Source organism: Cupriavidus necator N-1, from assembly GCF_000219215.1.
Taxonomy (GTDB): Bacteria; Pseudomonadota; Gammaproteobacteria; order Burkholderiales; family Burkholderiaceae; genus Cupriavidus; species Cupriavidus necator.
Genome location: NC_015726.1, coordinates 3,311,400 through 3,335,421, shown reverse-complemented (window position 1 = coordinate 3,335,421; position 24,022 = coordinate 3,311,400). Strand labels below are relative to the sequence as shown.

25 protein-coding genes, 1 tRNA gene and 2 pseudogenes are annotated in these 24,022 nt (G+C 66.9%); 16 read left to right on the top strand and 12 right to left on the bottom strand.

Annotated features, from left to right (window positions below):
* Positions 1 to 68 precede the first annotated feature (68 nt).
* From argJ to CNE_RS15620, 4 genes and pseudogenes are all read left to right on the top strand, one after another.
* Entirely contained in the window at positions 69 to 1,295 is a 1,227-nt protein-coding gene (gene argJ, locus CNE_RS15635; RefSeq protein ID WP_013958066.1) for a bifunctional glutamate N-acetyltransferase/amino-acid acetyltransferase ArgJ, read from the top strand.
* A gap of 90 nt (positions 1,296 to 1,385) precedes the next feature.
* A complete protein-coding gene (locus CNE_RS15630) occupies positions 1,386 to 2,291 on the top strand; it encodes an ATP-binding protein (RefSeq protein WP_013958065.1) in 906 nt (301 codons plus the stop codon).
* Positions 2,288 to 2,734 (top strand): NUDIX domain-containing protein, encoded by a 447-nt coding sequence (locus CNE_RS15625; RefSeq protein ID WP_013958064.1) that lies wholly within the window; start codon positions 2,288 to 2,290, stop codon positions 2,732 to 2,734. Before CNE_RS15630 ends, CNE_RS15625 begins: the two co-directional genes overlap by 4 nt.
* A gap of 94 nt (positions 2,735 to 2,828) precedes the next feature.
* Positions 2,829 to 4,868, top strand: a pseudogene (locus CNE_RS15620) (OPT family oligopeptide transporter).
* A gap of 31 nt (positions 4,869 to 4,899) precedes the next feature.
* On the opposite strand, the gene CNE_RS15615 reads toward CNE_RS15620, so the two are convergent.
* The 6 genes from CNE_RS15615 to pilB all read right to left on the bottom strand — a co-directional run bounded on the left by CNE_RS15615 (position 4,900) and on the right by pilB (position 10,751).
* Positions 4,900 to 5,088, bottom strand: coding sequence for a DNA gyrase inhibitor YacG (locus CNE_RS15615; RefSeq protein ID WP_013958063.1), 189 nt, complete (start codon positions 5,086 to 5,088; stop codon positions 4,900 to 4,902).
* Positions 5,089 to 5,105: 17 nt separating this feature from the next.
* Positions 5,106 to 5,864 carry a cell division protein ZapD gene (gene zapD, locus CNE_RS15610; protein WP_035826777.1) on the bottom strand — a complete coding sequence of 253 codons (759 nt, stop codon included), beginning with the start codon at positions 5,862 to 5,864 and terminating at the stop codon, positions 5,106 to 5,108.
* Between the two features lie 209 nt (positions 5,865 to 6,073).
* Positions 6,074 to 6,700 (bottom strand): dephospho-CoA kinase, encoded by a 627-nt coding sequence (gene coaE / locus CNE_RS15605; RefSeq protein WP_013958061.1) that lies wholly within the window; start codon positions 6,698 to 6,700, stop codon positions 6,074 to 6,076.
* Between the two features lie 63 nt (positions 6,701 to 6,763).
* A complete protein-coding gene (locus CNE_RS15600) occupies positions 6,764 to 7,666 on the bottom strand; it encodes a prepilin peptidase (protein ID WP_013958060.1) in 903 nt (300 codons plus the stop codon).
* Between the two features lie 3 nt (positions 7,667 to 7,669).
* Positions 7,670 to 8,941, bottom strand: a complete 1,272-nt coding sequence (locus CNE_RS15595; protein ID WP_013958059.1) for a type II secretion system F family protein — start codon at positions 8,939 to 8,941, stop codon at positions 7,670 to 7,672.
* 79 nt (positions 8,942 to 9,020) lie between these two features.
* Positions 9,021 to 10,751 carry a type IV-A pilus assembly ATPase PilB gene (gene pilB / locus CNE_RS15590; RefSeq protein ID WP_013958058.1) on the bottom strand — a complete coding sequence of 577 codons (1,731 nt, stop codon included), beginning with the start codon at positions 10,749 to 10,751 and terminating at the stop codon, positions 9,021 to 9,023.
* 240 nt (positions 10,752 to 10,991) lie between these two features.
* Between pilB and CNE_RS15585 the strand changes: the two genes are divergently transcribed.
* Entirely contained in the window at positions 10,992 to 11,312 is a 321-nt protein-coding gene (locus CNE_RS15585) for a helix-turn-helix domain-containing protein (RefSeq protein WP_013958057.1), read from the top strand.
* Between the two features lie 72 nt (positions 11,313 to 11,384).
* On the opposite strand, the gene CNE_RS15580 is transcribed toward CNE_RS15585, so the two are convergent.
* Both CNE_RS15580 and ispB read right to left on the bottom strand, forming a co-directional pair.
* A tRNA-Pro gene (locus CNE_RS15580) sits at positions 11,385 to 11,461 on the bottom strand.
* Between the two features lie 130 nt (positions 11,462 to 11,591).
* On the bottom strand, positions 11,592 to 12,521 hold the full coding sequence (gene ispB / locus CNE_RS15575) for an octaprenyl diphosphate synthase (protein ID WP_049800579.1): 930 nt from the start codon (positions 12,519 to 12,521) through the stop codon (positions 11,592 to 11,594).
* A gap of 530 nt (positions 12,522 to 13,051) precedes the next feature.
* On the opposite strand from ispB, the gene rplU reads away from it, so the two are divergent.
* The 4 genes from rplU (at position 13,052) to proB (ending at position 16,110) form a co-directional block, all read left to right on the top strand.
* A complete protein-coding gene (gene rplU / locus CNE_RS15570) occupies positions 13,052 to 13,363 on the top strand; it encodes a 50S ribosomal protein L21 (protein WP_006576525.1) in 312 nt (103 codons plus the stop codon).
* Between the two features lie 39 nt (positions 13,364 to 13,402).
* On the top strand, positions 13,403 to 13,663 hold the full coding sequence (rpmA, locus tag CNE_RS15565; protein ID WP_010814747.1) for a 50S ribosomal protein L27: 261 nt from the start codon (positions 13,403 to 13,405) through the stop codon (positions 13,661 to 13,663).
* A gap of 133 nt (positions 13,664 to 13,796) precedes the next feature.
* Positions 13,797 to 14,894, top strand: coding sequence for a GTPase ObgE (gene obgE, locus CNE_RS15560; protein WP_013958055.1), 1,098 nt, complete (start codon positions 13,797 to 13,799; stop codon positions 14,892 to 14,894).
* A 97-nt stretch (positions 14,895 to 14,991) separates the two neighbouring features.
* Positions 14,992 to 16,110, top strand: a complete 1,119-nt coding sequence (gene proB / locus CNE_RS15555) for a glutamate 5-kinase (RefSeq protein WP_013958054.1) — start codon at positions 14,992 to 14,994, stop codon at positions 16,108 to 16,110.
* Between the two features lie 90 nt (positions 16,111 to 16,200).
* Here proB and CNE_RS15550 read toward each other — a convergent pair whose 3' ends face one another.
* Positions 16,201 to 16,782 carry a CNP1-like family protein gene (locus CNE_RS15550; RefSeq protein ID WP_013958053.1) on the bottom strand — a complete coding sequence of 194 codons (582 nt, stop codon included), beginning with the start codon at positions 16,780 to 16,782 and terminating at the stop codon, positions 16,201 to 16,203.
* Complete coding sequence (locus tag CNE_RS15545; RefSeq protein WP_013958052.1) at positions 16,775 to 17,458, bottom strand: RNA pyrophosphohydrolase; 684 nt, start codon at positions 17,456 to 17,458, stop codon at positions 16,775 to 16,777. Before CNE_RS15545 ends, CNE_RS15550 begins: the two co-directional genes overlap by 8 nt.
* A gap of 192 nt (positions 17,459 to 17,650) precedes the next feature.
* Between CNE_RS15545 and CNE_RS15540 the strand changes: the two genes are divergently transcribed.
* Genes CNE_RS15540 through CNE_RS15530 form a run of 3 tightly spaced genes read left to right on the top strand, consistent with a single transcriptional unit; the run spans position 17,651 to position 21,011 of the window.
* Positions 17,651 to 19,372 carry a proline--tRNA ligase gene (locus CNE_RS15540; RefSeq protein ID WP_013958051.1) on the top strand — a complete coding sequence of 574 codons (1,722 nt, stop codon included), beginning with the start codon at positions 17,651 to 17,653 and terminating at the stop codon, positions 19,370 to 19,372.
* Positions 19,373 to 19,377: 5 nt separating this feature from the next.
* Complete coding sequence (locus CNE_RS15535) at positions 19,378 to 20,121, top strand: lytic transglycosylase domain-containing protein (RefSeq protein ID WP_013958050.1); 744 nt, start codon at positions 19,378 to 19,380, stop codon at positions 20,119 to 20,121.
* Complete coding sequence (locus CNE_RS15530; RefSeq protein ID WP_013958049.1) at positions 20,118 to 21,011, top strand: 2OG-Fe(II) oxygenase; 894 nt, start codon at positions 20,118 to 20,120, stop codon at positions 21,009 to 21,011. The genes CNE_RS15535 and CNE_RS15530 overlap by 4 nt, the downstream gene beginning before the upstream one ends.
* A gap of 16 nt (positions 21,012 to 21,027) precedes the next feature.
* Here the strand turns inward: CNE_RS15530 and CNE_RS41000 are convergent, their stop codons facing one another.
* Positions 21,028 to 21,456, bottom strand: coding sequence for a general secretion pathway protein GspG (locus CNE_RS41000; RefSeq protein ID WP_013958048.1), 429 nt, complete (start codon positions 21,454 to 21,456; stop codon positions 21,028 to 21,030).
* On the opposite strand from CNE_RS41000, the gene CNE_RS15520 reads away from it, so the two are divergent.
* The 4 genes and pseudogenes from CNE_RS15520 (at position 21,456) to CNE_RS15510 (ending at position 23,407) form a co-directional block, all read left to right on the top strand.
* Positions 21,456 to 21,866, top strand: a complete 411-nt coding sequence (locus tag CNE_RS15520; RefSeq protein ID WP_013958047.1) for a general secretion pathway protein GspG — start codon at positions 21,456 to 21,458, stop codon at positions 21,864 to 21,866. The two genes, CNE_RS41000 and CNE_RS15520, sit on opposite strands and share 1 nt — an antisense overlap.
* A pseudogene (locus CNE_RS39280) lies at positions 21,841 to 22,232 on the top strand (type II secretion system protein). The gene CNE_RS15520 and the pseudogene CNE_RS39280 overlap by 26 nt, the downstream one beginning before the upstream one ends.
* A complete protein-coding gene (locus tag CNE_RS15515; protein WP_202947887.1) occupies positions 22,204 to 22,686 on the top strand; it encodes a type II secretion system protein in 483 nt (160 codons plus the stop codon). The pseudogene CNE_RS39280 and the gene CNE_RS15515 overlap by 29 nt, the downstream one beginning before the upstream one ends.
* 106 nt (positions 22,687 to 22,792) lie before the next feature.
* Positions 22,793 to 23,407, top strand: coding sequence for a LysE family translocator (locus tag CNE_RS15510; protein WP_013958045.1), 615 nt, complete (start codon positions 22,793 to 22,795; stop codon positions 23,405 to 23,407).
* A 47-nt stretch (positions 23,408 to 23,454) separates the two neighbouring features.
* Here CNE_RS15510 and CNE_RS15505 read toward each other — a convergent pair whose 3' ends face one another.
* Positions 23,455 to 23,997 (bottom strand): hypoxanthine-guanine phosphoribosyltransferase, encoded by a 543-nt coding sequence (locus tag CNE_RS15505; RefSeq protein ID WP_013958044.1) that lies wholly within the window; start codon positions 23,995 to 23,997, stop codon positions 23,455 to 23,457.
* Positions 23,998 to 24,022: the final 25 nt, after the last annotated feature.

The following is a 24,022-nucleotide window of genomic DNA, read 5'->3' as shown; positions in this document are numbered from 1 at the left end:
GTCTGATGACAAGCAAGTTGCGAGCAGAAGCCGCAAGCAGATAACGCAAGCAGGAAAGAGGAGTCCACATGCCCGTCAATCTTCCGCTGCCCCAGGCAGAGAACCTGAAATCCGTCGCCGGCGTGGAGCTGGGCTGGGCCGAGGCGGGCATCCGCAAGGCCAACCGCAAGGACGTGCTGGTGGTGCGCGTGGCCGAAGGCAGCACCGTGGCCGGCGTCTTCACCAGCAACCGCTTCTGCGCCGCGCCGGTGCAGGTCTGCCGCGAGCACCTTGCCGCTGGCAAGGGCATCCGCGCGCTGGTGGTCAACACCGGCAATGCCAATGCCGGCACCGGCGAGCCGGGCCTGGCCAATGCCCGCGCCAGCTGCGACGCGCTGGCCGCGCAACTGGGCATGGCCACCGAGCAGGTGCTGCCGTTCTCGACCGGCGTGATCCTGGAACCGCTGCCGGTTGACCGCCTGGTGGCCGGCCTGCCCGCCGCCATCGCCAACGCGAAGCCGGACAACTGGCTGGCCGCCGCCGAAGCCATCATGACCACCGACACGCAGCCCAAGGCCGCGTCGCGCACGGTGCAGATCGACGGCAAGACCGTGACGCTGTCGGGCATCAGCAAGGGCGCCGGCATGATCCGCCCGAACATGGCGACCATGCTCGGCTTTATCGCCATGGACGCCGCCGTGGCCCAGCCGGTGCTGCAGGCGCTGGTCTCCTACGCCGCCGACCATTCGTTCAACAGCATCACCATTGACGGCGATACCTCGACCAACGACTCGTTCGTGCTGATCGCGACGGGCAAGTCCGGCGCCGTGGTCGACCGCACCGAAGGCCCGGCCTTCGAGGCGCTGCGCGACGCAGTGACCGCGCTGGCGCAGGAGCTGGCGCAGATGATCGTGCGCGACGGCGAGGGCGCCACCAAGCTGATGACCATCCGCGTCGAAGGCGGCAAGGACGTGGCCGAGTGCCGCCAGATCGCCTATGCGGTGGCGCACTCGCCGCTGGTCAAGACCGCGTTCTATGCGTCGGACCCCAACCTGGGCCGCATCCTGGCCGCGGTCGGCTACGCCGGCGTGAACGACCTCGACGTCGACCGCGTCAACCTGTGGCTGGACGATGTCTGGGTGGCCCGCGACGGCGGCCGCAACCCCGACTACCGCGAGGAAGACGGCCAGCGCGTGATGAAGCAGGCCGAGATCACCGTGCGCATCGCGCTCGGCCGCGGCAAGGCCGAAGCGACGGTCTGGACCTGCGACCTGTCGCACGACTACGTGTCGATCAACGCCGACTACCGTTCTTAAGCATCGCTGGTTTGCTCCCCTCTCCCGCTGAGGGGAGAGGGAGCCAAAACAATTGGCATAAGCCAACCCTCTACTGTCATCGCCCCTGCCATGTCTGACCTCGCCGCCCGCCTCGACAACTTCCTCGCCCGACTCGAACAATGGCTGCCGCCGCAACTGAGCGACGCCGACTGGCAGGAGGCCGTGGCGTTCCGCTGGCGCAAGCGGCAGAGCCTGTTCGGCAATATCGGCTACCTGCAGCCGGTGCGCCAGCTGCCGCCGATCCACCTGGACGACCTGAAGAATATCGAGCGCCAGAAGGATGCCATCGTCGGCAATACGCGCCAGTTCGTGGGCAAGCTGCCGGCCAACAACGTGCTGCTGACCGGCGCGCGCGGCACCGGCAAGTCATCGCTGATCAAGGCCTGCCTCAATGCCTTCGTCAAGGACGGGCTGCGGCTGGTTGAGGTGGACAAGGATGACCTGGGCGACCTCGGCGATATCGTCGAGCTGGTTGCGCAGCGCCCCGAGCGCTTCGTGATCTTCTGCGACGACCTGTCGTTCGAAGAGGGCGAGTCGGGCTACAAGTCGCTCAAGTCGGCGCTGGACGGCTCGGTGGCGGCGCAGTCGGACAACGTGCTGATCTACGCCACCTCCAACCGCCGGCACCTGCTGCCGGAGTACATGAAGGACAACGAGACCTACCGCCACACCGACGATGGCGAGATCCATCCCGGCGAAGTGGTGGAAGAGAAGATCTCGCTGTCCGAGCGCTTCGGGCTGTGGCTGTCGTTCTACCCGCCCAAGCAGGATGAGTACCTGGCCATTGTCGGCCACTGGCTCAGGCACTTCGGCTGCACCGACGAGGACATCGCCGCGGCGCGCGGAGACGCGCTGGTGTGGGCACTGGAGCGCGGCTCGCGCTCGGGCCGCGTGGCCTGGCAGTTTGCGCGCGACTGGGGCGGCAAGCATGGCAAGCCCTATATTGCCGATGTCGCCGGAGACGCCAAGGCATGAGCGCGGCCACGCAGAACCCCGCGCAGACCGGTGGCAACCCGCCGCGCAAGGTGACCGAGGTGGCGGTCGGCGTGCTGGTGCAGCCCGACGGACGCTTCCTGCTGGCGCAGCGCCCGGCCGGCAAGCCCTACGAGGGCTACTGGGAATTCCCAGGCGGCAAGCTGGAGCCGGGCGAGTCGGTAGAGGCGGCACTCGCCCGCGAGCTGCATGAAGAGCTGGGTCTTGATGTCACGCAATGCGAGCGTTGGCACATCCTGGAACATGACTACCCGCACGCCTATGTGCGGCTGTATTTCTGCAAGGTCACCGACTGGCGGGGCGACCCCGTCGGCCGCGAAGGCCAGGCCTTCTCGTGGCAGCGCACGCCGGTGACGGTGGGGCCGCTGCTGCCGGCCACCATTCCCGTGGTGGAGTGGCTGGCCGAGGAATCGGGCAACGGCTGACCCTGCCATTCCTGCTGTCGGGCAAGCGGCCGCGGCGCCCGCTTGCGCGCCGCCAGGGCCTGACCAGGCCCTGATCCACAGGAAAGGAACCTGCATGCTACGTGTCGATCGTATCGCCGACGACGTTTCCCTGCCCGAACTGACCCTGCGCGGCATCATCCTCGGTGCGCTGATCACGGTCGTGTTCACCGCCTCCAACATCTACCTGGGCCTGAAGGTCGGCCTGACCTTCTCGTCGGCGATCCCGGCGGCCGTGATCTCGATGGCCGTGCTGCGGCTCTTCCCCGGCGCCAACATCCTGGAAAACAACATGGTGCAGACGCAGGCCTCGGCCGCGGGCACCCTGTCGTCGATCATCTTTATCCTGCCGGGCCTGGTGATGCTGGGCCACTGGCAGGGCTTCCCGTTCTGGCAGACGCTGGCGATCTGCGCGGCCGGCGGCATGCTGGGCGTGGTGTTCAGCATCCCGCTGCGCCACGCGATGGTGGTGCAGAGCGAGCTGCCCTATCCGGAGGGCGTGGCCGCGGCGGAAATCCTGCGCGTGGGCAGCGCCGCGCCGGACCAGGCCGCGCCGGGCCAGAAGCCCCAGGCGACCGGCCTGGCCGACCTGATGGCCGGCGGCCTGGTGGCGGGGCTGTTCAGCTTTGCCGCCGGCGGGCTGCGCCTGCTGGCCGAGGGCGCCAACTTCTGGCTGTCGGCCGGGGCCTCGGTGGTGAGGCTGTCGATGGGCTTCTCGCTGGCGCTGGTGGGCGCGGGCTACCTGGTCGGCATCGTCGGCGGGCTGGCCATGCTGCTCGGGCTGGTGCTGACCTGGGGCGTCGCGGTGCCGTGGCTGACGGCCATCACGCCGCGCCCGGACGGCGCCACGCTGTCGGCCTTCGGCACCATGGTGTGGAGCCAGCAGGCGCGCTTTATCGGCGCCGGCACCATCGGCATCGCCGCGATCTGGACGCTGCTGTCGCTGGCCGGGCCGATGCTGTACGGTATCCGCGCCTCGTTCGGCGCGCTGCAGGGCGGGCCGGCGGGGCAGGGCAAGATGCCGCGCACGCAGCAGGATATGCCGGCCAAATGGATCGGGCTGGTGATGCTGGGGCTGCTGGCGGTGCTGGTGACGGTATTCGCCTGATTCCTCGCGCCGGCGCCGCTCGATGGCGGCGCACGCTGGCGCCTGGTGATCTACGCGGTGGTATTCGCCTTTATCTTCGGCTTCCTGGTGGCGGCGGCGTGCGGCTATATGGCGGGGCTGGTGGGCTCGTCGGCCAGCCCGATCTCGGGCATCGGCATCATCGCGGTGATCCTGGTGTCGCTGCTGATCCTGGTGGCGGGCAAGGCCGACGGGCTGCTGGCCACGCCCGAGGGCAGCAAGTTCTCGATTGCGCTGGCGATCTTTACCACCTCGGCGGTGGTGGCGGTCGCATCCATCGCCAATGACAACCTGCAGGACCTGAAGACCGGCTGGCTGGTCGGCGCCACGCCGTGGCGTCAGCAGGTGGCGCTGCTGATCGGCTGCGTGGTCGGCGCCGCGGTGATCCCGCCGGTGCTGGAACTGCTCTACAGCGCCTATGGCTTCGCCGGCGCGCTGCCGCGTGCGGGCATGGACCCCAACCAGGCGCTGGCCGCGCCGCAGGCGACGCTGATGACCGCGATCGCCACCGGCATCTTCACCCACCAGCTCAACTGGACCATGATCCTGATCGGCATCGGGCTGGGCGTGGTGCTGATCGCCATCGACGAGATGCTGCGCCGCCGCCGCGGCGCGGCGCGGCTGCCGGTGCTGGCGGTGGGCATCGGCATCTACCTGCCGTCGACCATCAGCTCGGCGCTGGTGGTGGGCGCGGTGCTGTCGTGGCTCCTGCTGCGCAGCGAACGCCGCCGCGCCACCGCGCGCGGCGACGACGTCAAGCTGGCGCTGGAACATGCCGAGCGGCGCGGCACGCTGCTGGCCTCGGGCCTGATCGTGGGGGAAAGCCTGGTCGGCGTGATGCTGGCCGCGGTGATCGGCCTGTCGGGCAAGGATGCGCCGCTGGCGCTGGTCGGGGCCGGGTTTGAAGCGACCGCGCAGTGGCTGGGCCTGGCGGTGTTCGCACTGGTGTGCGTGGGCTTCTACCGCCGCGTGCTGGCGGCGGCGCACTGAACCAGGGGGGGGCGCTGAAGGCGAGGGCGCTTCAGTCGTCCTCGTCTTCAGGCTGGTCGGCGGAGGTTTCGCCCGGCTTGCCGCCAATCACGTATTTCTCGGACGCCCAGGCGCCGAGATCGATCTGCTTGCAGCGCTCGGAACAGAAGGGGCGGAATTTGTTGTCGGGCACCCAGGCCACCTCGGTGCCGCAGGTGGGGCATTTGACGACAGCAGGCATAGCGTTCAGCGCAGGCTTCAGAAATTGCAGAGTTTCAGCAGGAACGGGATATCCGCATCGACCGAGCGCGGACGCAGGTCGCCGTCCTGCTGCGTAAAGCGCACCCACAGCATGTACTTGTTGGCGCTCATCTCGGGGATGAAGGCCAGCAGCGAGTCATCCAGGTAGACCTGCATCAGCTGGTAGCTGCGTCCGGACAGCATCTGCTGGTAGCTGCCGCCGGTGGCGATCACCTTGCCGCTCTGGCCGGCTTCGCGCAGCAGGCGCAGCACGATGGTGGTGCCCATGCGCAGTGACAGCAGCGGACGTACCCACTTCAGGATATCGGCGCGGCGGTCTTCGGCGGGGCGGTGCTGCCAGGCATAGTAGGCCGGCAGGTCGAACTCGCAGGTGCCGCCGGGGATGATCGCGCGGCTGCGGATGCTGGTCAGCCACTCGTTGTCGGCCAGCAGCTGGCCGGCCTTGCCCACGGTCTGGTTGAGCATGGCGATGCCTTGCTCGATCTCGCCGATGATGGCGTCCAGTGCCTCCTGGTCGATCTGCGGGCTGGCGCGCAGCGGCGCCAGTGCCTGGCGCTGGCGTTCCAGTTCCTTGATCAGGTCGGTCTTGAGGTCGGCGCGGCCGGCCACGTCGATGATCTCGAACAGCGTGGTCAGCGCGACATGATGCTGGTGGGCATGATCCTGGCCGAGAAAGTATTCCAGCCGATCGAACAGGTCCTCCAGGCGCAGGAGTGTCCTGATGCGTTCGTTGAAAGGGTATTCGTACAGAATCAAGTGCAATGTCCGTGCAGGGCGTCGGGCGCTTTCAGGAGCGGCCCGGTGCAGAATGAGGCCCGGGAAATGCCGGAAGGGGCGATATATGGCAGGCGGTTACCGGCAGTATGCGGTGATTTCCCCGCATATTCCAGCGCATTCTATGCGAGACAAGGGCCGAGGACAATGTCGCGTGCATGATGCCATGCGCTGGCGCGCCGGGTTGCGCGTTATGGATGGACCCTGGCCGCCGCCGACAGTTCACGATAGTAGCGGTCGAGCCGGTCGACCTGGTCCACCAGCGCCTCCACCGGGCCGTCGTTGTCGATGACGTCGTCGGCACATGCCAGGCGCGCGGCGCGGGTGGCCTGTCTGGCCATGATGGCCTGCACCTGCTCGCGGCTGAAGCCGTTGCGCGCCATCACGCGCGCCACCTGGGTGGCCTCGGTGCAGTCCACCACCAGCACGCGGCCCACGCGCTCGCGCCATGAGCCCGATTCCACCAGCAGCGGCACCACGTAGATCAGGTAGGGATGCTCGCCGGCATCGCGGATCGCGTGGGCGCGCTCGGTGGTCAGCGCACGGATCAGCGGGTGGGCGATGGCTTCAAGCCGTGCCTTGGCTGCGGGGTCGGCAAACACCAGTGCGCGCATCGCGTCGCGGTCCATGGCGCCGTCGGGGCGCAGGCAGGCCGGGCCGAAGGCCTCGACCAGCGCCGGGATGGCGCGCCCGCCCGGGGCGGTGATCTCGTGCGCGAGCAGGTCGGTGTCGATGATCGCGGCACCGCGCGCGGCAAACATGTCGGCCACGCGGGTCTTGCCGCTGCCGATGCCGCCGGTCAGTCCGATTTCCAGCATGTGAGGCTCTGTTGACGATGTTGCCGCAACGATACCAGCTTCAGCGGATATCGTCGGACACCGTCAGGGCCATGCAAACAGCGGCAGCACGCCGGGGCCGAACAGCAGCACCACCACCCCGGCCAGCGCGATGAAGGGTCCGAACGGGAAGGGCGTGTCGCGTTCCTGGCGGCGCAGCACAATATTGGCCAGCCCGAACAGCACGCCGACCACCGACGACAGCAGCACCAGCGCCGGCAGCGCCTGCCAGCCGAACCAGGCGCCCAGTGCCGCCATCAGCTTGAAGTCGCCAAAGCCCATGCCTTCCTTGCCGCGCACGAGCCGGAACAGCCAGTAGGCCGTCCACAGCACCAGGTAGCCGGCAGCCGCGCCGATCACGGCGTCGGGCAGCGCCACGAAGACGCCGCCCAGGTTCAGCAGCAGGCCCAGCCACAGCAGCGGCAGGGTGATCTGGTCCGGCAACAGTTGCGTATCGGCATCGATCATGGTCAGCGCCAGCAGCGCCCACACCAGCACCAGCGCGGCCAGGGCCTGTCCGCCGGGGCCGAAGCGCCACGCCACCAGCGCGCTCAGCACGCCACAGGCCAGCTCGACCAGCGGATAGCGCACACTGATCGGCGCCTTGCATGCCGAGCAGCGCCCGCGCAGGAACAGGTAGCTCAGCACCGGCACGTTCTCCCAGGGTGCAATCGCGTGGCCGCAATGCGGGCAGGCCGAGCGCGGCACCATCAGGTTGTAGCGGCCGGGGTGGGGCAGCGGGTCGCCGCGCAGCTCGGCGATATAGTTGGCCTCGTCGCGCTCCATCATGCGCGGCATCCGGTGGATGACCACGTTGAGGAAGCTGCCGACCACCAGCCCGAGCAGCGCCGCGGCAGCCACCAGAAAGGCGGGCGGCAGCGCCGCCAGTGCCTCCACCAGCGGCGCGCCACCGGTCGGATACGGAGAAGCAGACCACGCAGACAACATCGCTTACACCACCTGTCCCAGCTTGAAGATCGGCAGGTACATCGCCACCACCATGCCGCCGATCAGCACACCTAGCACCACGATGATCAGCGGCTCGATCAGGCTGGAGATCGCGGCCACGGCATCGTCGACCTCGCGCTCGTAGAACTCCGCCACCTTCAGCAGCATGTTGTCCAGCGCGCCGGACTCCTCACCGATCTGCGTCATCTGCAGCACCATGTTGTCGAACACATGGGTGGCCTGCATCGCGTTGGTCAGGCTGGTGCCGATGCGCACCGATTGCTCGATCTCGCGCGTGGCGTCGTAGTAGACCCAGTTGCCGGCCGCGCCGGCCACGGACTCCATCGACTCCACCAGCGGGGTGCCGGCGGCGAACATGGTGGCCAGCGTGCGGGTCCAGCGCGCGATCACGGCCTTGCGGAACAGGCTGCCGAAGATCGGCAGCTTCAGCAGCGCGCGGTCGGTGACGCGCTGCACCTTCTCCGATTTCTTCAGCGAGCGCAGGTAGAAGGAGATGGCGGCCACCGGCACCCCGATCACCAGGTACCAGTACTGGACAAAGAAGTCCGAGATGGCGATCACCAGCAGCGTCGGCGCCGGCAGGTTGGCGCCGAAGCTGGAGAACACGCCCTTGAACGCCGGGATCACGAACAGCATCAGGATCACGGTCACGGCAAAGGCCACCGTCAGCACCGCGATCGGATAGATCATCGCCGACTTGATCTGGCCTTTCAGCGCGATGGTCTTTTCCATGTAGAGCGACAGGCGCTCCAGCAGCGAGTCCAGGATACCGCCCTGTTCGCCGGCATCGATCAGGTTGCAGTACAGCGTATCGAAGTACTTCGGATGGCGCCGGAATGCCGCGGCCATGCTGCTGCCGGCCTCGATGTCGAAGCGGATGTCGGACAGCAGCTGGGTGAAGTTGGGGTTCACGTGGCCACGCGCGATGATGTCGATCGACTGCAGCAGCGGAATGCCGGCCTTGAGCATGGTCGACAGCTGCCGGGTGAAGTAGGCGATGTCCTTCTCGGTGATCTTGCGCCCGCGCGCGGCCTTGCGCTTCTTCAACTTGACGATGGTCAGGCCCTGCTTGCGCAGCGTGGCGGTGACCTCCGCCTGGTTCTCGGCGCGCAGTTCGCCGGTGAAGGTCTTGCCCTTGCGGTCCTTGCCTTCCCACTCAAAGATGTACTGGGTGGGTGCCTTGCGCCCCTTCCCTGATTTTGCCCGTGACGGTGCCGCCGTCCGGGCGCCCGCCGCTGGTGCACGCGTCGCCATGATATTGACCCCCGATGTAAATGACGCTTGTTCTGCGTCTTGTATTTACGTTGTGTCTTGCCCCGCCTGTCCTGCTTCCCTAAGTATTCGTTGTCGCCAGCACTTCTTCGAGTGACGTGACGCCCTGCTTCACCTTCAGCAGCCCCGCTTCGCGCAACGATAGCACGCCGTCCTTGCGCGCCTGCTCGGCGATCTGCAGTGCCGTGCCGTGCGTCAGGATGATCTCCTGCATGGCCTCGGTGATCGGCATGACCTGGTAGATGCCGCAGCGGCCCTTGTAGCCGGTGCCGTTGCAGCGCTCGCAGCCGACCGGGTGGTAGGGCTGCCAGCTGCCGTCCAGGTCTTGTTCGCGGAAGCCCGCCTCCAGCAGCGCCTCGCGCGGGATCTCGCCCTCGCCCTCGCGCTTGCAGGTACACAGCCGCCGCGCCAGCCGCTGCGCGGTGATCATCAGCACGCTCGACGCAATATTGAAGGCCGCCACGCCCATGTTCATCAACCGCGTCAGCGTGGTCGGCGCATCGTTGGTGTGCAGCGTCGACAACACCAGGTGACCGGTCTGCGCGGCCTTGATCGAGATGTCGGCGGTTTCCAGGTCGCGGATTTCGCCGACCATGATGATGTCCGGGTCCTGCCGCAGGAACGAACGCAGGGCCGCGGCAAAGGTCAGGCCCGCCTTGTCGTTGACGTTGACCTGGTTGATGCCGGGCAGCTGGATTTCGGCCGGGTCTTCCGCGGTGGAGATATTGATGTCGCCCTGGTTCAGCAGGTTCAGGAAGGTGTACAGCGACACCGTCTTGCCGCTGCCGGTGGGGCCGGTCACCAGCACCATGCCGTAGGGGCGCTTGATCACGTCTAGCAGCAGCGCCTTCTGCTCGGGCTCATAGCCGAGCTGGTCGATGTCGAGCTTGTCGGACGAAGATTCCAGGATCCGCATCACGATCTTCTCGCCGAACAGCGTCGGCAGCGTCGACACGCGGAAATCCACTGCCCGCTCGACCGTCTCCTTGGCGTCCTTGTCCTTGGGCAGGGCAATCAGCAGCTTCATGCGGCCGTCCTGCGGCACGCGCTTTTCAGAAATGTCCAAGCGCGACAGCACCTTGATGCGGGTGGCGATCTTGTCGCGGATATCCAGCGGCGGGCGTGCAACTTCCTGCAGCACCCCGTCCACGCGGAAGCGGACGCGGTAGAAGGTCTCGAACGGCTCGAAGTGCAGGTCGGACGCGCCGCGGTGGAAGGCCTCGGTCAGCAGCTTCTGCAGGAAGCGCACCACCGGGGCGTCGTCGATATTGTCGGCGGTGGTGCGGTTGCGCTGGTTGCCGGCCGCGGCCACCGGATCGTATTCGATCATCTTGCGCTCGGCCTGCACCGGCGAGATGTTCTTGAGCGTGCCCAGGGCCTCGCCGGCGGAGCGCACGTGCTTCATCAGCTTGTCGTGCTCGACCACCACCGCTTCGACCGGCAGCTTGTACTTTTCCTTGATCGCATCCAGCCCGGCCTGGTTGGACGGGTCGGACATCGCCAGCACCAGCCGGTTCTCGCGCCGGCCCAGCGGCAGCAACCGGTGCGCGTGGAATTCACGGTTGCCGGCCAGCGCCGGCGGCACCTTGGTCAGGTTGTACTGGGCCAGGTCTAGCAGCGGCAGCTGGTACTTGTCCGCGGCAAACAGCGCCAGGTCGTGCGCGCTCATGGTGCCGCTGCCGACGATCTCGTCGATCAGCTGCGACTGCTTTTCACGCGCGGCCTGCTCCAGCTGAGCAAGCAGGGCGGGCGCGATACGCCGGCTCTGGGCCAGGGCAAGACCGAGTGTCATGGCAGGTGCGCTGTGCGGTGCGGTTAGGCGGTGGCGGATGCCACGCAGGCGGGGGCGGACGGACCCACGTCCCCGGATCGGGGCAGTTTGCCGCCGGGGTCACTTTTTGTAAAGCCGATGCGGGCGTGGTGTTGGCGTTTGCGCGACACGGGCGCAACCCTACTTGCGCGGGGAAGAAGGGGCGTTTCAGGCAGCTGCCTTGCGCGCGGGGTGGTGTCCTTTTGAGAGAGGGAGAGAAAGATGACCATCATGACCGCAGAAGACCTGATGAAGGCCGTCAGCAAGATGCCCGCGCAGGAGCGCGTCAAGTTCTTCACGCTGGCGGGCGAGCAGGCTTTCAAGGACGAGAACTTCTCGCACGAGGAAGTCTTTGGCCACCTCGCTGAAGCAGACTTCACCGCCGCGGAGGCGGCTGAATACCTCGAAGTTTCAATTGCCACCTTCCGGCGGAGGGTGCGCGACGGGCAAGCTGGCGCCTCATGCGGAAGTGGGCGTAGCCAGCTGTTCTCCGCGGCCGACCTGAAGGCATTCAAGCGTCAGCGCAAGGCGATCAAGGGATGAGTTGCCGGAGGGCGGGAGGGGGCAGAAAGACAAAAGGCCGAACCAACTGACGTTGGTTCGGCCTTTTAAATCTGGTCGGGGTGAGAGGATTCGAACCTCCGGCCTCTACGTCCCGAACGTAGCGCTCTACCAGGCTAAGCTACACCCCGATTTGGTTTGCTGGCAAACGTCTGACCGTCTGCAGCAAAGAATGTAAGTTTAGCAGCGTTTTTTAGGGAATGGAAGAGGGCGAGGAAAATCGCCGTTCAGCCCGCTTCCGCTGCCTTCCCCGCGGTTGCGTCAGGACTGCCGTTGCAATGAGAACGCGCAGAGCTGGATCAGGGTTTCCTTCAGTTCCGACGGCGGGAACTGCCGTGCTGCCTGTTCGGCGGCTTCGGCCTCGCGCCGTGCCGCTTCGAAGGTGACGTCCAGCGCGCCGCTGGCGTGGATCGCGGCGAACACGGCGTCGAAATGCTCGGTGCCGCCTTGCACGATGGCGTCGCGCGCCAGTTGGCGCTGCTCGGGCGTGCCGTGTTCCAGCAGGTGCAGCAGGGGCAGGGTGGGCTTGCCTTCGCGCAGGTCGTCGCCGGCGTTCTTGCCCATCTGCTCGGCGCTGGCGGTGTAGTCCAGCATGTCGTCGATCAGCTGGAAGGCGGTGCCGATGCGGCGGCCATACTCTGCCGCGGCTTCTTCCATCTGGGCGTCGGCGCCGGCCAGCACGGCGCCGAGTTGCGCGGCGGCCTCGAACAGCTTGGCGGTCTTGTAGCGGATCACCTGCAGGTAGCGCTCGACGGTGACGTCGGGGTCGTGCATGTTCAGCAGCTGCAGGACCTCGCCCTCGGCGATCACGTTGGTCGCGTTGGACAGGATCTCCATGATGCGCATGCTGCCGGCATCGACCATCATCTGGAACGCGCGCGAATAGAGGAAGTCGCCCACCAGCACGCTGGCGGCGTTGCCGAACACGGCATTGGCGGTATCACGCCCGCGCCGCAGCTCGGACTCGTCGACCACGTCGTCGTGCAGCAGGGTGGCGGTGTGGATGAACTCCACCACGGCGGCCAGCTCATGGTGGCGATTGCCGTCGTAACCCATCGCGCGCGCCGTCAGCAGCAGGATCACCGGGCGCAGGCGCTTGCCGCCGGCACCGATGATGTATTCGCCGATCTGCTCGATCAGGGGGACTTCAGAAGACAGCCGCTGGCGGATAACAGCATCGACCGCGCGCATGTCTGCAGCGACCGGGGCAAGCAAGGCAGTGGCGGAAGGCTGGGACAAGATGATCACCGTTACGCAAAACCGGACGATTATATGCGATGCGCGTGGCGTTCTACTTATGGGGCTCTTCTAAAGATTCGTGCTCAGGGTATGCGCTCAGGGTGTTCGCAAGGCGCGCATCTATAATGCAGCCATGAACAAGTCTGTTCCTCGCCGCCACCTGCGCCGCACTGCCCTTTGGGTGGCCTTTGCGGCGCTGGCGGGATTCCTGCTCGCCGACCTGACCTGAGCCAGGGCGCGGTTCCTTTGTGGCGATGCCGCCGCACGCAGGCTATGTGCCTGTTTTCTTTGCGCTTTTCCCTGATCTCGTTTACAATTCCCGGTTTCCTCCGGTAGCTGCGCTCGCTTTGCGGGTTCTGGCCGGCGGGAGATAACCGGGCCGCAGTGAGCCCATCCAGACGCCAGGCCGTGCAATTGACCGGCCGCGCAGGATGCGCCAGTGCCGGCATACGGCGTTTTATTCACATCCGAGAGGTTCGACAATGTACGCGGTCGTAAAAACCGGCGGCAAGCAATACAAGGTTGCTGCTGGCGAAAAACTGAAAGTAGAACAGATACCGGCAGACATTGGCGCAGAAATCACGCTCGACCAGGTGCTCGCAGTGGGCGCCGGCGACCAAATCAAGTTTGGTACGCCGCTGGTTAGCGGGGCTTCCGTCAAGGCTACCGTTATCTCCCAAGGTCGTCACGACAAAGTGAAGATCTTCAAGATGCGCCGTCGCAAGCACTACCAGAAGCGTCAAGGCCATCGTCAGAATTACACCGAACTGCGCATCGAAGCGATCGTTGCCTGATCGATCGAGCGTAACCAGGTAAAGCGACAGGAGTAAGACATGGCACAGAAAAAAGGCGGCGGTTCCACGCGGAACGGCCGTGATTCCGAATCGAAGCGTCTGGGCGTGAAGGTGTTTGGTGGCCAGGCCATCAACGCCGGCGGCATCATCATCCGCCAGCGCGGTACCCGCGTGCATGCCGGCGACAACGTCGGCGTGGGCAAGGACCACACGCTGTTTGCCCTGGTGGACGGCCACGTGCAGTTCGCCGTCAAGGGCCCTGCCAAGAAGCAGCAAGTCAGCGTCGTTCCGGCGGCCTGATAACAGCCTTTGCAGGATGAAGGCCCCGCAACGCTTGCGGGGCCTTTTCTTTTCTGGCGACAATGTCAGTTCGCCAGCCCGGTTGGAGGCTTCCAGCCGCTGATCCGCCGATCCATCACGGAAACCCATCATCATGAAGTTCATAGACGAAGCCCGAATCGAAGCCATCGCCGGCAACGGCGGCAATGGCAGCGCCTCGTTCCGGCGCGAGAAGTTTGTGCCCTTCGGCGGCCCGGATGGTGGCGATGGCGGCCGCGGCGGCAGCGTGTTCGCCGTGGCGGACCGCAACATCAATACCCTGATCGACTTCCGCTACGCCAGGAAGCACGTGGCCCGCAACGGCGAGAATGGCCGCGGCTCCGACTGCTACGGCGCCGCCGGCGAGGACATCTCGCTGCGCATGCCGGTGGGCACGCTGATCACCGACATGGACACCGGCGAAGTCATCGCCGACCTGACCGAGCACGGCCAGCGCGTGTGCCTGGCCGAAGGCGGCATGGGCGGCTGGGGCAACCTGCATTTCAAGTCCAGTACCAACCGCGCGCCGCGCCAGCAGGTGGACGGCAAGCCGGGCGAGCGACGCATGCTCAAGCTTGAACTCAAGGTGCTGGCCGACGTCGGCCTGCTGGGCATGCCCAACGCCGGCAAGTCGACCTTTATCTCGCATATCTCCAACGCGCGTCCGAAGGTGGCGGACTATCCGTTCACCACGCTGCACCCGAACCTGGGCGTGGTGCGCGTGGACCATGAGCAATCGTTCGTGGTCGCCGACATTCCCGGCCTGATCGAAGGCGCCGCCGAAGGCGCGGGCCTGGGCCACCAGTTCCTGCGCCACCTGCAGCGCACCGGCCTGCTGCTGCATATCGTCGACCTGGCGCCGTTCGACGAGGCAGTCGACCCGGTGGCTGAGGCCAAGGCCATCGTCAACGAGCTGAAGAAGTACGACGAAACCCTGTACGACAAGCCGCGCTGGCTGGTGCTGAACAAGCTCGACGTGGTTCCCGGGGAAGAGCGCGCCGCCCGCGTGAAGGATTTCATCAAGCGTTACAAGTGGAAGGGGCCGGTGTTCCAGATTTCGGCGCTGACCGGCGAAGGCTGCCGCGAGCTGATCTACGCGATCAAGGATCACCTGCTGGCGATCAAGGCCGCAGAGGCCGCGGCGCTGGCCGAGCCGGACATCCGCCTGGACGAGCGGCTGCACAACGTCGACCAGGGGCAGGGCGAGGCATAAGCCGGGGCCGCCGCTGGCGCCCCACCACAGAAGAATACCCACGGACAATTCGGGCGCGGCGCCCGCCGCCGGCTGCCCGGGAGACAGGATTCCCTTCATGCAATCGGTCATCGCGCAGGCAAAGCGCATCGTCGTTAAAGTCGGCTCCAGCCTGGTCACCAACGACGGCAAGGGGCTGGATCACGACGCCATCGCCCGCTGGGCGGCCCAGATCGCCAAGCTGCGCGTAGCCGGCAAGGAAGTGGTGCTGGTCAGCTCCGGCGCCATCGCCGAAGGCATGCAGCGCCTGGGCTGGGTGCGCCGCCCGAAGGAAATCCATGAGCTGCAGGCCGCCGCCGCCGTCGGCCAGATGGGCCTGGCGCAGGTCTATGAAAGCCAGTTCGGCCGCTACGGCATCCGCACCGCGCAGGTGCTGCTGACACACGCCGACCTGGCCGACCGCGAACGCTACCTCAACGCCCGCTCGACCCTGCTCACGCTGTTGTCCCTGGGTGTGGTGCCGATCATCAACGAGAACGACACCGTGGTCACCGACGAAATCAAGTTCGGCGACAACGACACGCTGGGCGCGCTGGTGACCAACCTGATCGAAGGGGACGCGCTGGTGATCCTGACCGACCAGCGCGGCCTGTATACCGCCGATCCGCGCAAGGACCCGGCCGCGCAGTTCGTGGACGAGGCCCTGGCCGGCACCCCCGAGCTGGAAGCCATGGCCGGCGGCGCCGGCACGTCGATCGGGCGCGGCGGCATGCTGACCAAGATCCTGGCGGCCAAGCGCGCGGCCAAGTCCGGTGCCCACACCACCATCGCCTCCGGGCGCGAGGCCAACGTGCTGGAGCGACTGGCCGCGGGCGAGGCCATCGGCACACAGCTGCTGGCGCCGACCGGGCGGCTCACGGCGCGCAAGCAATGGATGGCCGATCACCTGCAACTGCGCGGCCGGGTCGTGATCGACAACGGCGCGGTCGAGAAGCTCACCAGCGGCGGCAAGTCGCTGCTGCCGATCGGCGTGACGGAAGTGCAGGGCGAGTTCGCCCGTGGCGAGGTAATCGCCTGCGTCGACACCCAGGGCAAGGAGGTGGCGCGCGGCATCACCAACTATTCCAGTGCCGAGGCGCGGCTGATTGCGCGCAAGCCCTCGTCCGAGATCGAGTCCGTGCTGGGACACCTGAACGAGCCCGAACTGATCCATCGCGACAACCTGGTGCTGGTCTGATCCGGCATCCCGGCGCAAAGGCCAGGCGGAAATGAAAACGGCGGGGCTGCCAGGCAGTCCCGCCGTTTTTTCATGCCGACGCTGTGCGCTTCAGCGCTTGCGCGGCGCGCGCGATTGCAGGTCGCGCACCATGGCGTCGGCGGTGCCGGCCACGGTACGGCCCTCGCAGAAGAAATCGATCGCCAGCGTGGCGGCGTAGGCATTGCGCACGCCAGTCTCCATGCGGTGCCAGGTCTCGCCGTAGTCGCTGCTGTTGGGCACCCATTCCGTCGCGCCCTTGGGCAGCGTGGCGTAGAGCTTGCGCTCGAACGCATCGCAGCGCAGGCCTTCGAAGGTCACGTTGCGCGCGCCGCTCTGGCTGGTGGTGACGACCGTGTAGCGCACCACGTTGTCCTTGCCGACCGAGACCGACTTGCCGTCCACCGCGAACGACAGCGAGCCGGTACCCGACACCGTGAACGGGATCAGGTTGGCGTCCTGCGGCGGCGCCGGCAGCATGGCCTTGGCCTCTTCAAAGGTCTTGGCCCCGAACGGGTTGATCCAGGTGCTTTCTTCCTCCGCCATTTCCTTGCCGGTGGTCTTGCAGCCGGCCAGCGCAAGGCTGGCCGCGGCAATCAGCATTCCGGCAGCGGTCAGGCCGCCGCGGCGGCCCAGGCCGGTGAAACTAGTCATCAGTGCTCCGTGAGGTGGAAACCGGCGTTGCCGGTGAATCGTGCTCTGTCGCGTGCTCGGCCTCGGCATTGCAGTCGGCGTCGGCCTGCTGCGCCTGCTGGGCGCGGCTGAGCGCCTGGCTGCGTGGTCCGCCGTGGCGGCCATGCATGCCGTGGGGGCCGTGCGTCCCGTGTGTGCCATACGGACTCAGCGGCACACGCGCGTGCCGGTTCAGGAAGCGTGACAACTCCGTCAGCGCCAGCTGGTAGACATCGCGCTTGAACTCGATCACCGCCTCCAGCGGCACCCAGTAATGACTCCAACGCCAGGCGTCGAACTCAGGGTGCTCGGTGGCACGCAGATGGATATCACAGTCCCTGCCGGCCATGCGCAGCAGGAACCAGATTTGTTTCTGGCCCTTGTAGTGGCCGCGGATCTCGCGGCGGATGAACTTGTCCGGCACCTCGTAACGCAGCCAGTCGCGCGTGCGACCGACGATCCTGACGTGCTCCGGAAGCAGGCCGATTTCCTCATGCAGTTCGCGGTACATGGCCTGTTCAGGCGTTTCGCCGTACTTGATGCCACCTTGCGGGAACTGCCAGGAGTGTTCGCCGATTCGCTTGCCCCAGAAAACCTCGTTTCGTGCGTTGAGGAGGATGATGCCGACGTTCGGGCGAAAGCCTTCACGATCGAGCATGACTGCACCTCGAATCCTTTAGAATTACGCTGATTATAAAGGAAGCGCGCAGCCGGGCCCGGACCGGGGGATGCTGGTTTTCCCCGAGCGGAAGGGCAGTTTCAGGCGCGTGCACACAATTCAGTGCCGCCGGCCCCCGGATTTTGCCGGGACGGATTTTCCCGAACCTAGCGGCCCAGAGAGAAATTACGGATGAAAGCCTCGCAATTCTTCATTTCCACCCTCAAGGAAGCGCCCGCCGACGCGGAAATCGTTTCGCACAAGCTGATGATGCGCGCCGGCATGATCAAGAAGCTGGGTGCCGGCATCTACAACTACATGCCGATCGGGCTGCGCGTGATCCGCAAGGTGGAGAACATCGTGCGCGAGGAAATGAACCGCGCCGGCGCGGTGGAGCTGTCCATGCCGGTGATCCAGCCGGCCGAGCTGTGGCAGGAAACCGGCCGCTGGGACAAGATGGGCCCCGAACTGCTGCGCCTGAAAGACCGCCATGAGCGCGACTTCGCAGTCCAGCCGACCTCGGAAGAGGTGGTGACCGACATCGCCCGCTCGGAAATCCGCAGCTACAAGCAGCTGCCGGTCAATTTCTACCAGATCCAGACCAAGTTCCGCGACGAGCGCCGGCCGCGCTTCGGCATCATGCGCGGGCGCGAGTTCACCATGAAGGATGCCTATTCCTTCGACCGCGACACGGACGGCCTGCGCAAGTCGTACGAGAACATGTACGACGCCTACGTGCGCATCTTTCGCCGCTTTGGCTTGGAATTCCGCGCCGTGGCGGCCGACAACGGCGCCATCGGCGGCTCGGGCTCGCATGAGTTCCATGTGATCGCCGACACCGGCGAAGACGCCATCGTCTACTGCCCGACCTCGGACTACGCCGCCAACATGGAGGCAGCCGAGGCGCTGCCCCTGCTTGCCGAGCGCGCCTCGCCCAAGGAAGACCTGGTCAAGACCTTCACCCCGGAAAAGGTCAAGTGCGAGCAGGTGGCGGAATTCCTGAACATCCCGCTGGAGCGCAACGTCAAGTCGATCGTGTTGGCCAAGGATACCGAAGCGGGCGCCGAAATCTGGCTGCTGCTGATCCGTGCCGACCACGAACTGAACGAGGTCAAGGCGTCCAAGGTGCCGGGCCTGGCCGACTTCCGCTTTGCCACCGAGAACGAGATCGTCGACGCCTTCGGCTCGCCGCCGGGCTACCTGGGCCCGATCGACATGAAGAAGCCGGTCAAGGTGGTGGCCGACCGCACCGTCGCCAACATGAGCGACTTCGTCTGTGGCGCCAACTATCGCGACTACCACTACACCGGCGTCAACTGGGGTCGCGACCTGCCCGAGCCGATCGTGGCCGACCTGCGCAACGTGGTCGCAGGCGACGCCTCGCCGGACGGCAAGGGCACGCTGGAAATCTGCCGCGGCATCGAGGTGGGCCACGTGTTCATGCTCGGCACGCGCTATTCCGAGTCCATGAACGCCACCTTCCTGGACGAGAACGGCAAGACCCAGCCGATGCAGATGGGCTGCTATGGCATCGGCGTCACCCGTATCCTGGGCGCGGCGATCGAGCAGAACTTCGATGAGCGCGGCATCATCTGGCCGGCCGCGATCGCGCCGTTCGCGGTGGTGATCTGCCCGGTGGGCTACGACCGCTCCGAAGCCGTCAAGGCCGAGGCCGACCGCATCCATGCCGAGCTGCTGGCCGCCGGCGTGGACGTCATCCTGGACGACCGCGGCGAGCGCCCGGGCGTGATGTTTGCCGACTGGGAGCTGATCGGCGTGCCGCACCGTGTGGTGGTGGGCGACCGCGGCCTGAAGGAAGGCAAGGTCGAGTACCAGGGCCGGCGCGACGCGCAGGCCACCGCCGTCAGCGTGGCCGATGTGGTCGGCCACGTGCGCAGCCAGCTGGCGAACTGAGCCCCATGCGCGCCGCCCGCGGCATGACCGACGCCGCCCGCCGCTGCGCGGGCGGGTTGCTGCTGGCCCTGGCGGCCATGGCAGCCCACGCCGGCGCGCAAAAGGAAGAAGACCTGGCCGATTCCGTGCGCGGCGCGCTGGCCGCCGCCATTGCCGATGACCGGCCCACGCGGCCGGTATTTGCGTCCGGCGGCGAGCGCCTGGCCTACCTGAAATGGCTGGGCGAGATGTCCGCCCGCCTGGCCTCGCGCATCCCCGAGCCGCAGGTGCGCGTGGAACTGATCGAGGTGGCCTACTACGAGGCCAAGCGCGCCGGGCTGGAGCCCGCGCTGGTGCTGGGCCTGGTCCAGGTCGAAAGCAACTTCCGCAAGTACGCGATCAGCTCGGCCGGTGCGCGCGGGCTGATGCAGGTGATGCCGTTCTGGGTGCGCGCCATCGGCGACAGCGACCCGCGCAAGCTGTTTCACCTGCAGAGCAACCTGCGCTACGGCTGCACCATCCTGCGCTATTACCTGGACCGCGAGCAGGGCGACCTGTATCTGGCGCTGGGCCGCTACAACGGCAGCCGCGGCCGCCCCGAATACCCGAACGCGGTGCTGGCGGCGTGGAAGCGCTGGCAGTATTCCGAAGCCACGGTCACCGTGGCCGGCGATCCCGAGATCGCGCCGTCGCGCCCGCGCGCACCGGTGTCCGAGCCGCCTGCCCGCAACCCGTTCTCGTCGCAACGCGTCGCCGCCAATCCGTCATGATCCGCGAAGCCTCCGTTGCCGGCGGCAAGACCGGCTACACCGAATCCTCGCCCGAACTTGAACAATGGCTGGCCCGGCATATCGCCCAGGGCTTTGCCGCCGATGCGCTGGTGTTGTCGATGCTGCGCTCGGGCTATGACGAGGCCTTTGCGCGCCGGGCCGTGGCCTCGGCCTTTGCACAAGGCGCCGATGGCGCCGCGCCGGCCAGGCCCGCGCCGGCCCGCCCTGCCGCCACCGCCGGCACGCCCGCGGTCTACGCGGCCGATGGCGGCGACCGCCAGGTCCCGATCCTGTTCCGGCTGGCGTCGCCGCAGGTCCAGCTGTTCCAGCAACTGCTGACCGACGACGAGTGCGATGCCCTGGTGGCGCTGTCGCGCGGCCGCCTGGCGCGCTCGCCGGTGGTCAACCCCGATACCGGCGACGAGAACCTGATCGACGCCCGCACCAGCATGGGCGCGATGTTCCAGGTGGCCGAGCACGCCCTGATCGCGCGCATCGAGGCGCGCATCGCCGCCGTCACCGGCGTACCCGCCGAGCACGGCGAAGGGCTGCAGATCCTCAACTACAAGCCCGGCGGCGAGTACCAGCCGCACTTCGACTACTTCAACCCGCAGCGCCCGGGCGAGGCGCGGCAACTGTCCGTCGGCGGGCAGCGCATCGCCACCCTGGTGATCTACCTGAACACGCCCGAGGCGGGCGGCGCCACGGCGTTCCCGCGCGTGGGGCTGGAGGTGGCGCCGGTCAAGGGCAACGCGGTGTACTTCAGCTACCTGCTGCCCGACGGCACGCTGGACGAACGCACGCTGCACGCCGGCCTGCCGGTGGCGTCCGGCGAGAAGTGGATCGCCACCAAATGGCTGCGCGAACGCCCGTACCGCAGCGAGCGGTGAGCCACCCCATGGCCCGTTAGGGCGGCTCCGGCGCAGCGCCATGGCACAATGCGCGCTGCACGGCCTCATCGTCCAGCCGCTGCATGCCGTGCATCCAGCCGCCGAGCAGCGTCAGCAACTCCAGCAGCGCATCGATGCGCGCCAGCAGGTGGGGGTCGTCCTCGGCCGCGCCGGCTTCCTGCCGCAGCGCGCGCAGGGCCCGCAGCGTGGCGTAGAACATCACGCGGATCTTGCCGCTCTGGGGCTTGATCGGGGTCTTGTGCCACTGCGTCGAGCGCACGTCGAGCCCCGCCTTCCTGAGGTCACCGCCGCTGCACGGCGTGCAGTCCTTGATGGCTTGCTCGACCGAGGCCTGGCTGTAGTCCTGCGGGAACCCCGGTGATCTCGTTCCATTGCTGGAAGGGATAGGCGCCGCTGCGCCGGAAGGCCTCGCGGCAAGCGGCATTGGGCACGCCCGAGCCGTCCGCCGAACTGACGGTGCGTCGCGCGCAGGAAAACGAGCTGCGCCGCGTACTGCGCGAGTTGCGCAAGGCCATCGACGACTACAAGGACGCGGCGGACGCCGGCAAGATCCAGCGCAAGGTCGGCGACAGCGGCTATCCGCCGTCGCTGGAAGCGCTGGCCGAGGGCGTGCCCGACGCCACCGATCCCGGCGGCGAGCGCCGCCTCTACTTCCTGCGGCGCCTGCCGCGCGACCCGCTGTGCGGCTGCCCCGATGAGCCCGCCGCGCGCAACTGGCGCCTGCGCAGCTACCAGAGCCCGCCCGACGATCCGCGCGAGGGGGGCGTTGTGTTCGACGTGATGTCGCGCAATAGCGGCGAGGCGCTGGATGGCAACCACTATGACCAGTGGTGACGGCATGCGCCGCCGCGGCTTTACGCTGATCGAGCTGCTGGTGGTGCTGGCCATTATCGCCACGCTGCTGTCGCTTGCCATGCCGCAGTACTTCCGCCAGCAGGACAAGGCGCGCGAGACCGTGCTGCGCCACAACCTGGTGACCTTGCGCAAGGCGCTGGACGATTACCGCGACGACCGTGGCAAATCCCCGGAATCGCTCGACGAGCTGGTGCAGCGCCGCTACTTGCGCGAGCTGCCGCTGGACCCTCTCACAACCGGCGCGACAGCTGGGTGTTCGAGCGCTCGCCCAAGGGCGGCATTGCCGACGTGCACAGCGGCGCGCCCGGCAAGGCGCATGACGGGACCGACTATGCAAGCTGGTGATCGGCACAGCCGCGGCTCCGTCTACATCGGCGCGCTGGTGGCGCTGGCTATCCTGGGCGAGATGCTGAGCCAGTTCGGCGTGCTGTGGGCCACGCAGGACCGGCGCGCGCGCGAGGCTGACCTGCTCGCGCACGGCAACAAGATCCGCCGTGCAATCGGCGCCTACTACGATGCCAACCCAGCCGGGCAGTACCCGAAGCGCCTTGATGAACTGGTGCTCGATCCGAGGCAGCCGGTAGTCGCGCGCTACCTGCGCCGGGCCTGGCGCGACCCGCTCCCGAAAGGCGGCGAGTGGGGCATCGTCCCCGGACCGGACAACGGCATCGTCGGCGTGTACAGCCAGGCCCCAGGCACCCCGCTTCGCGTGGGCGGCTTTACGCCGGCAAACGCAGGGTTTGCCGACAAGGGCAGCTACCAGGAGTGGATCTTTGTCCACCAGCCGGAAGCAAACTGACCGGCGGCCGGCGGCATCCCTGTATCGGCGTATTTCCGTCAAAGTGTACCGGTACTGTACCGTTTGCTGACCGTAGACTGATTCCCTGAATGCCTTGGAGTCGGTCATGGAAGTATCACAACTCGCCGCCGGAACCGGTGTCTTTGCCGCGTTTGCCGGCTTTGCGCTGGTGTCGTCGATCACCCCTGGTCCCAATAACACGATGCTGCTCGCCTCGGGCGTGAACTTTGGCTTCGTGCGCACGGTGCCGCACCTGCTTGGCGTCAGCATTGGCTTTGCGCTGATGGTAGGGCTGGTCGGGCTCGGGCTGGGATCGCTGTTCCACGCCTTCCCGTGGACCTGGCAGGTGCTGCGCGTGGTGGCGACGGTCTACCTGATATGGCTGGCGTGGAAGCTGGCCACTGCCGGCGGCGTGCAGGACCAGCAGGTCAAGCGGCCGATGGGCTTCTGGGCCGCGGCGGCGTTCCAGTGGGTCAATCCCAAGGCGTGGGTGATGGCGGTGGGCGCGTGCAGCACCTACGTGCTGCACGGCAACCTGTTGCTCAACGTGCTGCTGCTGGCGGGGATCTTCGGGGTGGTCAACCTGCCCAGCGTGGCGATGTGGGCGCTGTGCGGCTCGGCGCTGCGGCGCTGGCTGGCGCGTCCGCGGGTGCTGCGCGCCTTCAATATCGGCATGGCCGTGCTGCTGCTGGCCTCGCTGTGGCCGATCCTGGGCGCCTGAGGATGGCGCCGGGGCAGGCACCCGGGCGGGTGCCTGTATTCAACTGATCAAACCAGCGCGCGGATCGAGTCCAGGTTGCGCCAGTAGCCCTTGGCGTCCATGCCGCAGCCAAAGACATAGCGGTCCGGCACTGCAAAGCCGCAGAAGTCCGGATGCATGGGCTTGATCTTGGTCAGCGTCTTCTCGCACAGCACGGCGGCGTGGAATTCCCTGGCGCCCATGTCCATGATGCGCTCGCGGATGGCGGCCATGGTCTCGCCTTCATCCAGGATGTCGTCCAGCACCAGCACCACGCGATCCTTGACCGACTCGCGCGGGGCCACGCGCCACTGCATCTCGCCGCCCACGGTCTTGTTGTTGTAGCGCGAGAGGTGGATGTAGTCGAACTCCAGCGGGAAGGCCAGCTTGGGCAGCAGCATGCCGGTGAAGACCACCGCGCCGCCCATCACCGACAGCACCAGCGGGAAGGCATCGCCCATCTTGGCGGTGATTTCCGTGGCCATGCGGTCCAGCGACGCCTGGACTTCCGCGGCGGAGACGATTTCTTCGGAGTTGGCCCACAGCTCGCGGGCCTGTACGGCGCTCATCATGATGTCTTTCCTGTTCTTTTGCGGG

Coding starts and splice junctions, on each gene's coding strand:
- proB (WP_013958054.1), top strand. CDS start 14,992: ATGCAATCGGTCATCGCGCAGGCAAAGCGCATCGTCGTTAAAGTCGGC.
- obgE (WP_013958055.1), top strand. CDS start 13,797: ATGAAGTTCATAGACGAAGCCCGAATCGAAGCCATCGCCGGCAACGGC.
- rplU (WP_006576525.1), top strand. CDS start 13,052: ATGTACGCGGTCGTAAAAACCGGCGGCAAGCAATACAAGGTTGCTGCT.
- CNE_RS15545 (WP_013958052.1), bottom strand. CDS start 17,458: ATGCTCGATCGTGAAGGCTTTCGCCCGAACGTCGGCATCATCCTCCTC.
- CNE_RS15630 (WP_013958065.1), top strand. CDS start 1,386: ATGTCTGACCTCGCCGCCCGCCTCGACAACTTCCTCGCCCGACTCGAA.
- CNE_RS15515 (WP_202947887.1), top strand. CDS start 22,204: ATGACGGGACCGACTATGCAAGCTGGTGATCGGCACAGCCGCGGCTCC.
- CNE_RS15530 (WP_013958049.1), top strand. CDS start 20,118: ATGATCCGCGAAGCCTCCGTTGCCGGCGGCAAGACCGGCTACACCGAA.
- CNE_RS15550 (WP_013958053.1), bottom strand. CDS start 16,782: ATGACTAGTTTCACCGGCCTGGGCCGCCGCGGCGGCCTGACCGCTGCC.
- coaE (WP_013958061.1), bottom strand. CDS start 6,700: ATGCTGGAAATCGGACTGACCGGCGGCATCGGCAGCGGCAAGACCCGC.
- CNE_RS15595 (WP_013958059.1), bottom strand. CDS start 8,941: ATGGCGACGCGTGCACCAGCGGCGGGCGCCCGGACGGCGGCACCGTCA.
- CNE_RS15505 (WP_013958044.1), bottom strand. CDS start 23,997: ATGATGAGCGCCGTACAGGCCCGCGAGCTGTGGGCCAACTCCGAAGAA.
- CNE_RS15625 (WP_013958064.1), top strand. CDS start 2,288: ATGAGCGCGGCCACGCAGAACCCCGCGCAGACCGGTGGCAACCCGCCG.
- CNE_RS15585 (WP_013958057.1), top strand. CDS start 10,992: ATGACCATCATGACCGCAGAAGACCTGATGAAGGCCGTCAGCAAGATG.
- CNE_RS15615 (WP_013958063.1), bottom strand. CDS start 5,088: ATGCCTGCTGTCGTCAAATGCCCCACCTGCGGCACCGAGGTGGCCTGG.
- CNE_RS15535 (WP_013958050.1), top strand. CDS start 19,378: ATGCGCGCCGCCCGCGGCATGACCGACGCCGCCCGCCGCTGCGCGGGC.
- CNE_RS15540 (WP_013958051.1), top strand. CDS start 17,651: ATGAAAGCCTCGCAATTCTTCATTTCCACCCTCAAGGAAGCGCCCGCC.
- CNE_RS15600 (WP_013958060.1), bottom strand. CDS start 7,666: ATGTTGTCTGCGTGGTCTGCTTCTCCGTATCCGACCGGTGGCGCGCCG.
- rpmA (WP_010814747.1), top strand. CDS start 13,403: ATGGCACAGAAAAAAGGCGGCGGTTCCACGCGGAACGGCCGTGATTCC.
- argJ (WP_013958066.1), top strand. CDS start 69: ATGCCCGTCAATCTTCCGCTGCCCCAGGCAGAGAACCTGAAATCCGTC.
- ispB (WP_049800579.1), bottom strand. CDS start 12,521: ATGCGCGCGGTCGATGCTGTTATCCGCCAGCGGCTGTCTTCTGAAGTC.
- pilB (WP_013958058.1), bottom strand. CDS start 10,751: ATGACACTCGGTCTTGCCCTGGCCCAGAGCCGGCGTATCGCGCCCGCC.
- CNE_RS41000 (WP_013958048.1), bottom strand. CDS start 21,456: ATGCCGCTTGCCGCGAGGCCTTCCGGCGCAGCGGCGCCTATCCCTTCC.
- CNE_RS15510 (WP_013958045.1), top strand. CDS start 22,793: ATGGAAGTATCACAACTCGCCGCCGGAACCGGTGTCTTTGCCGCGTTT.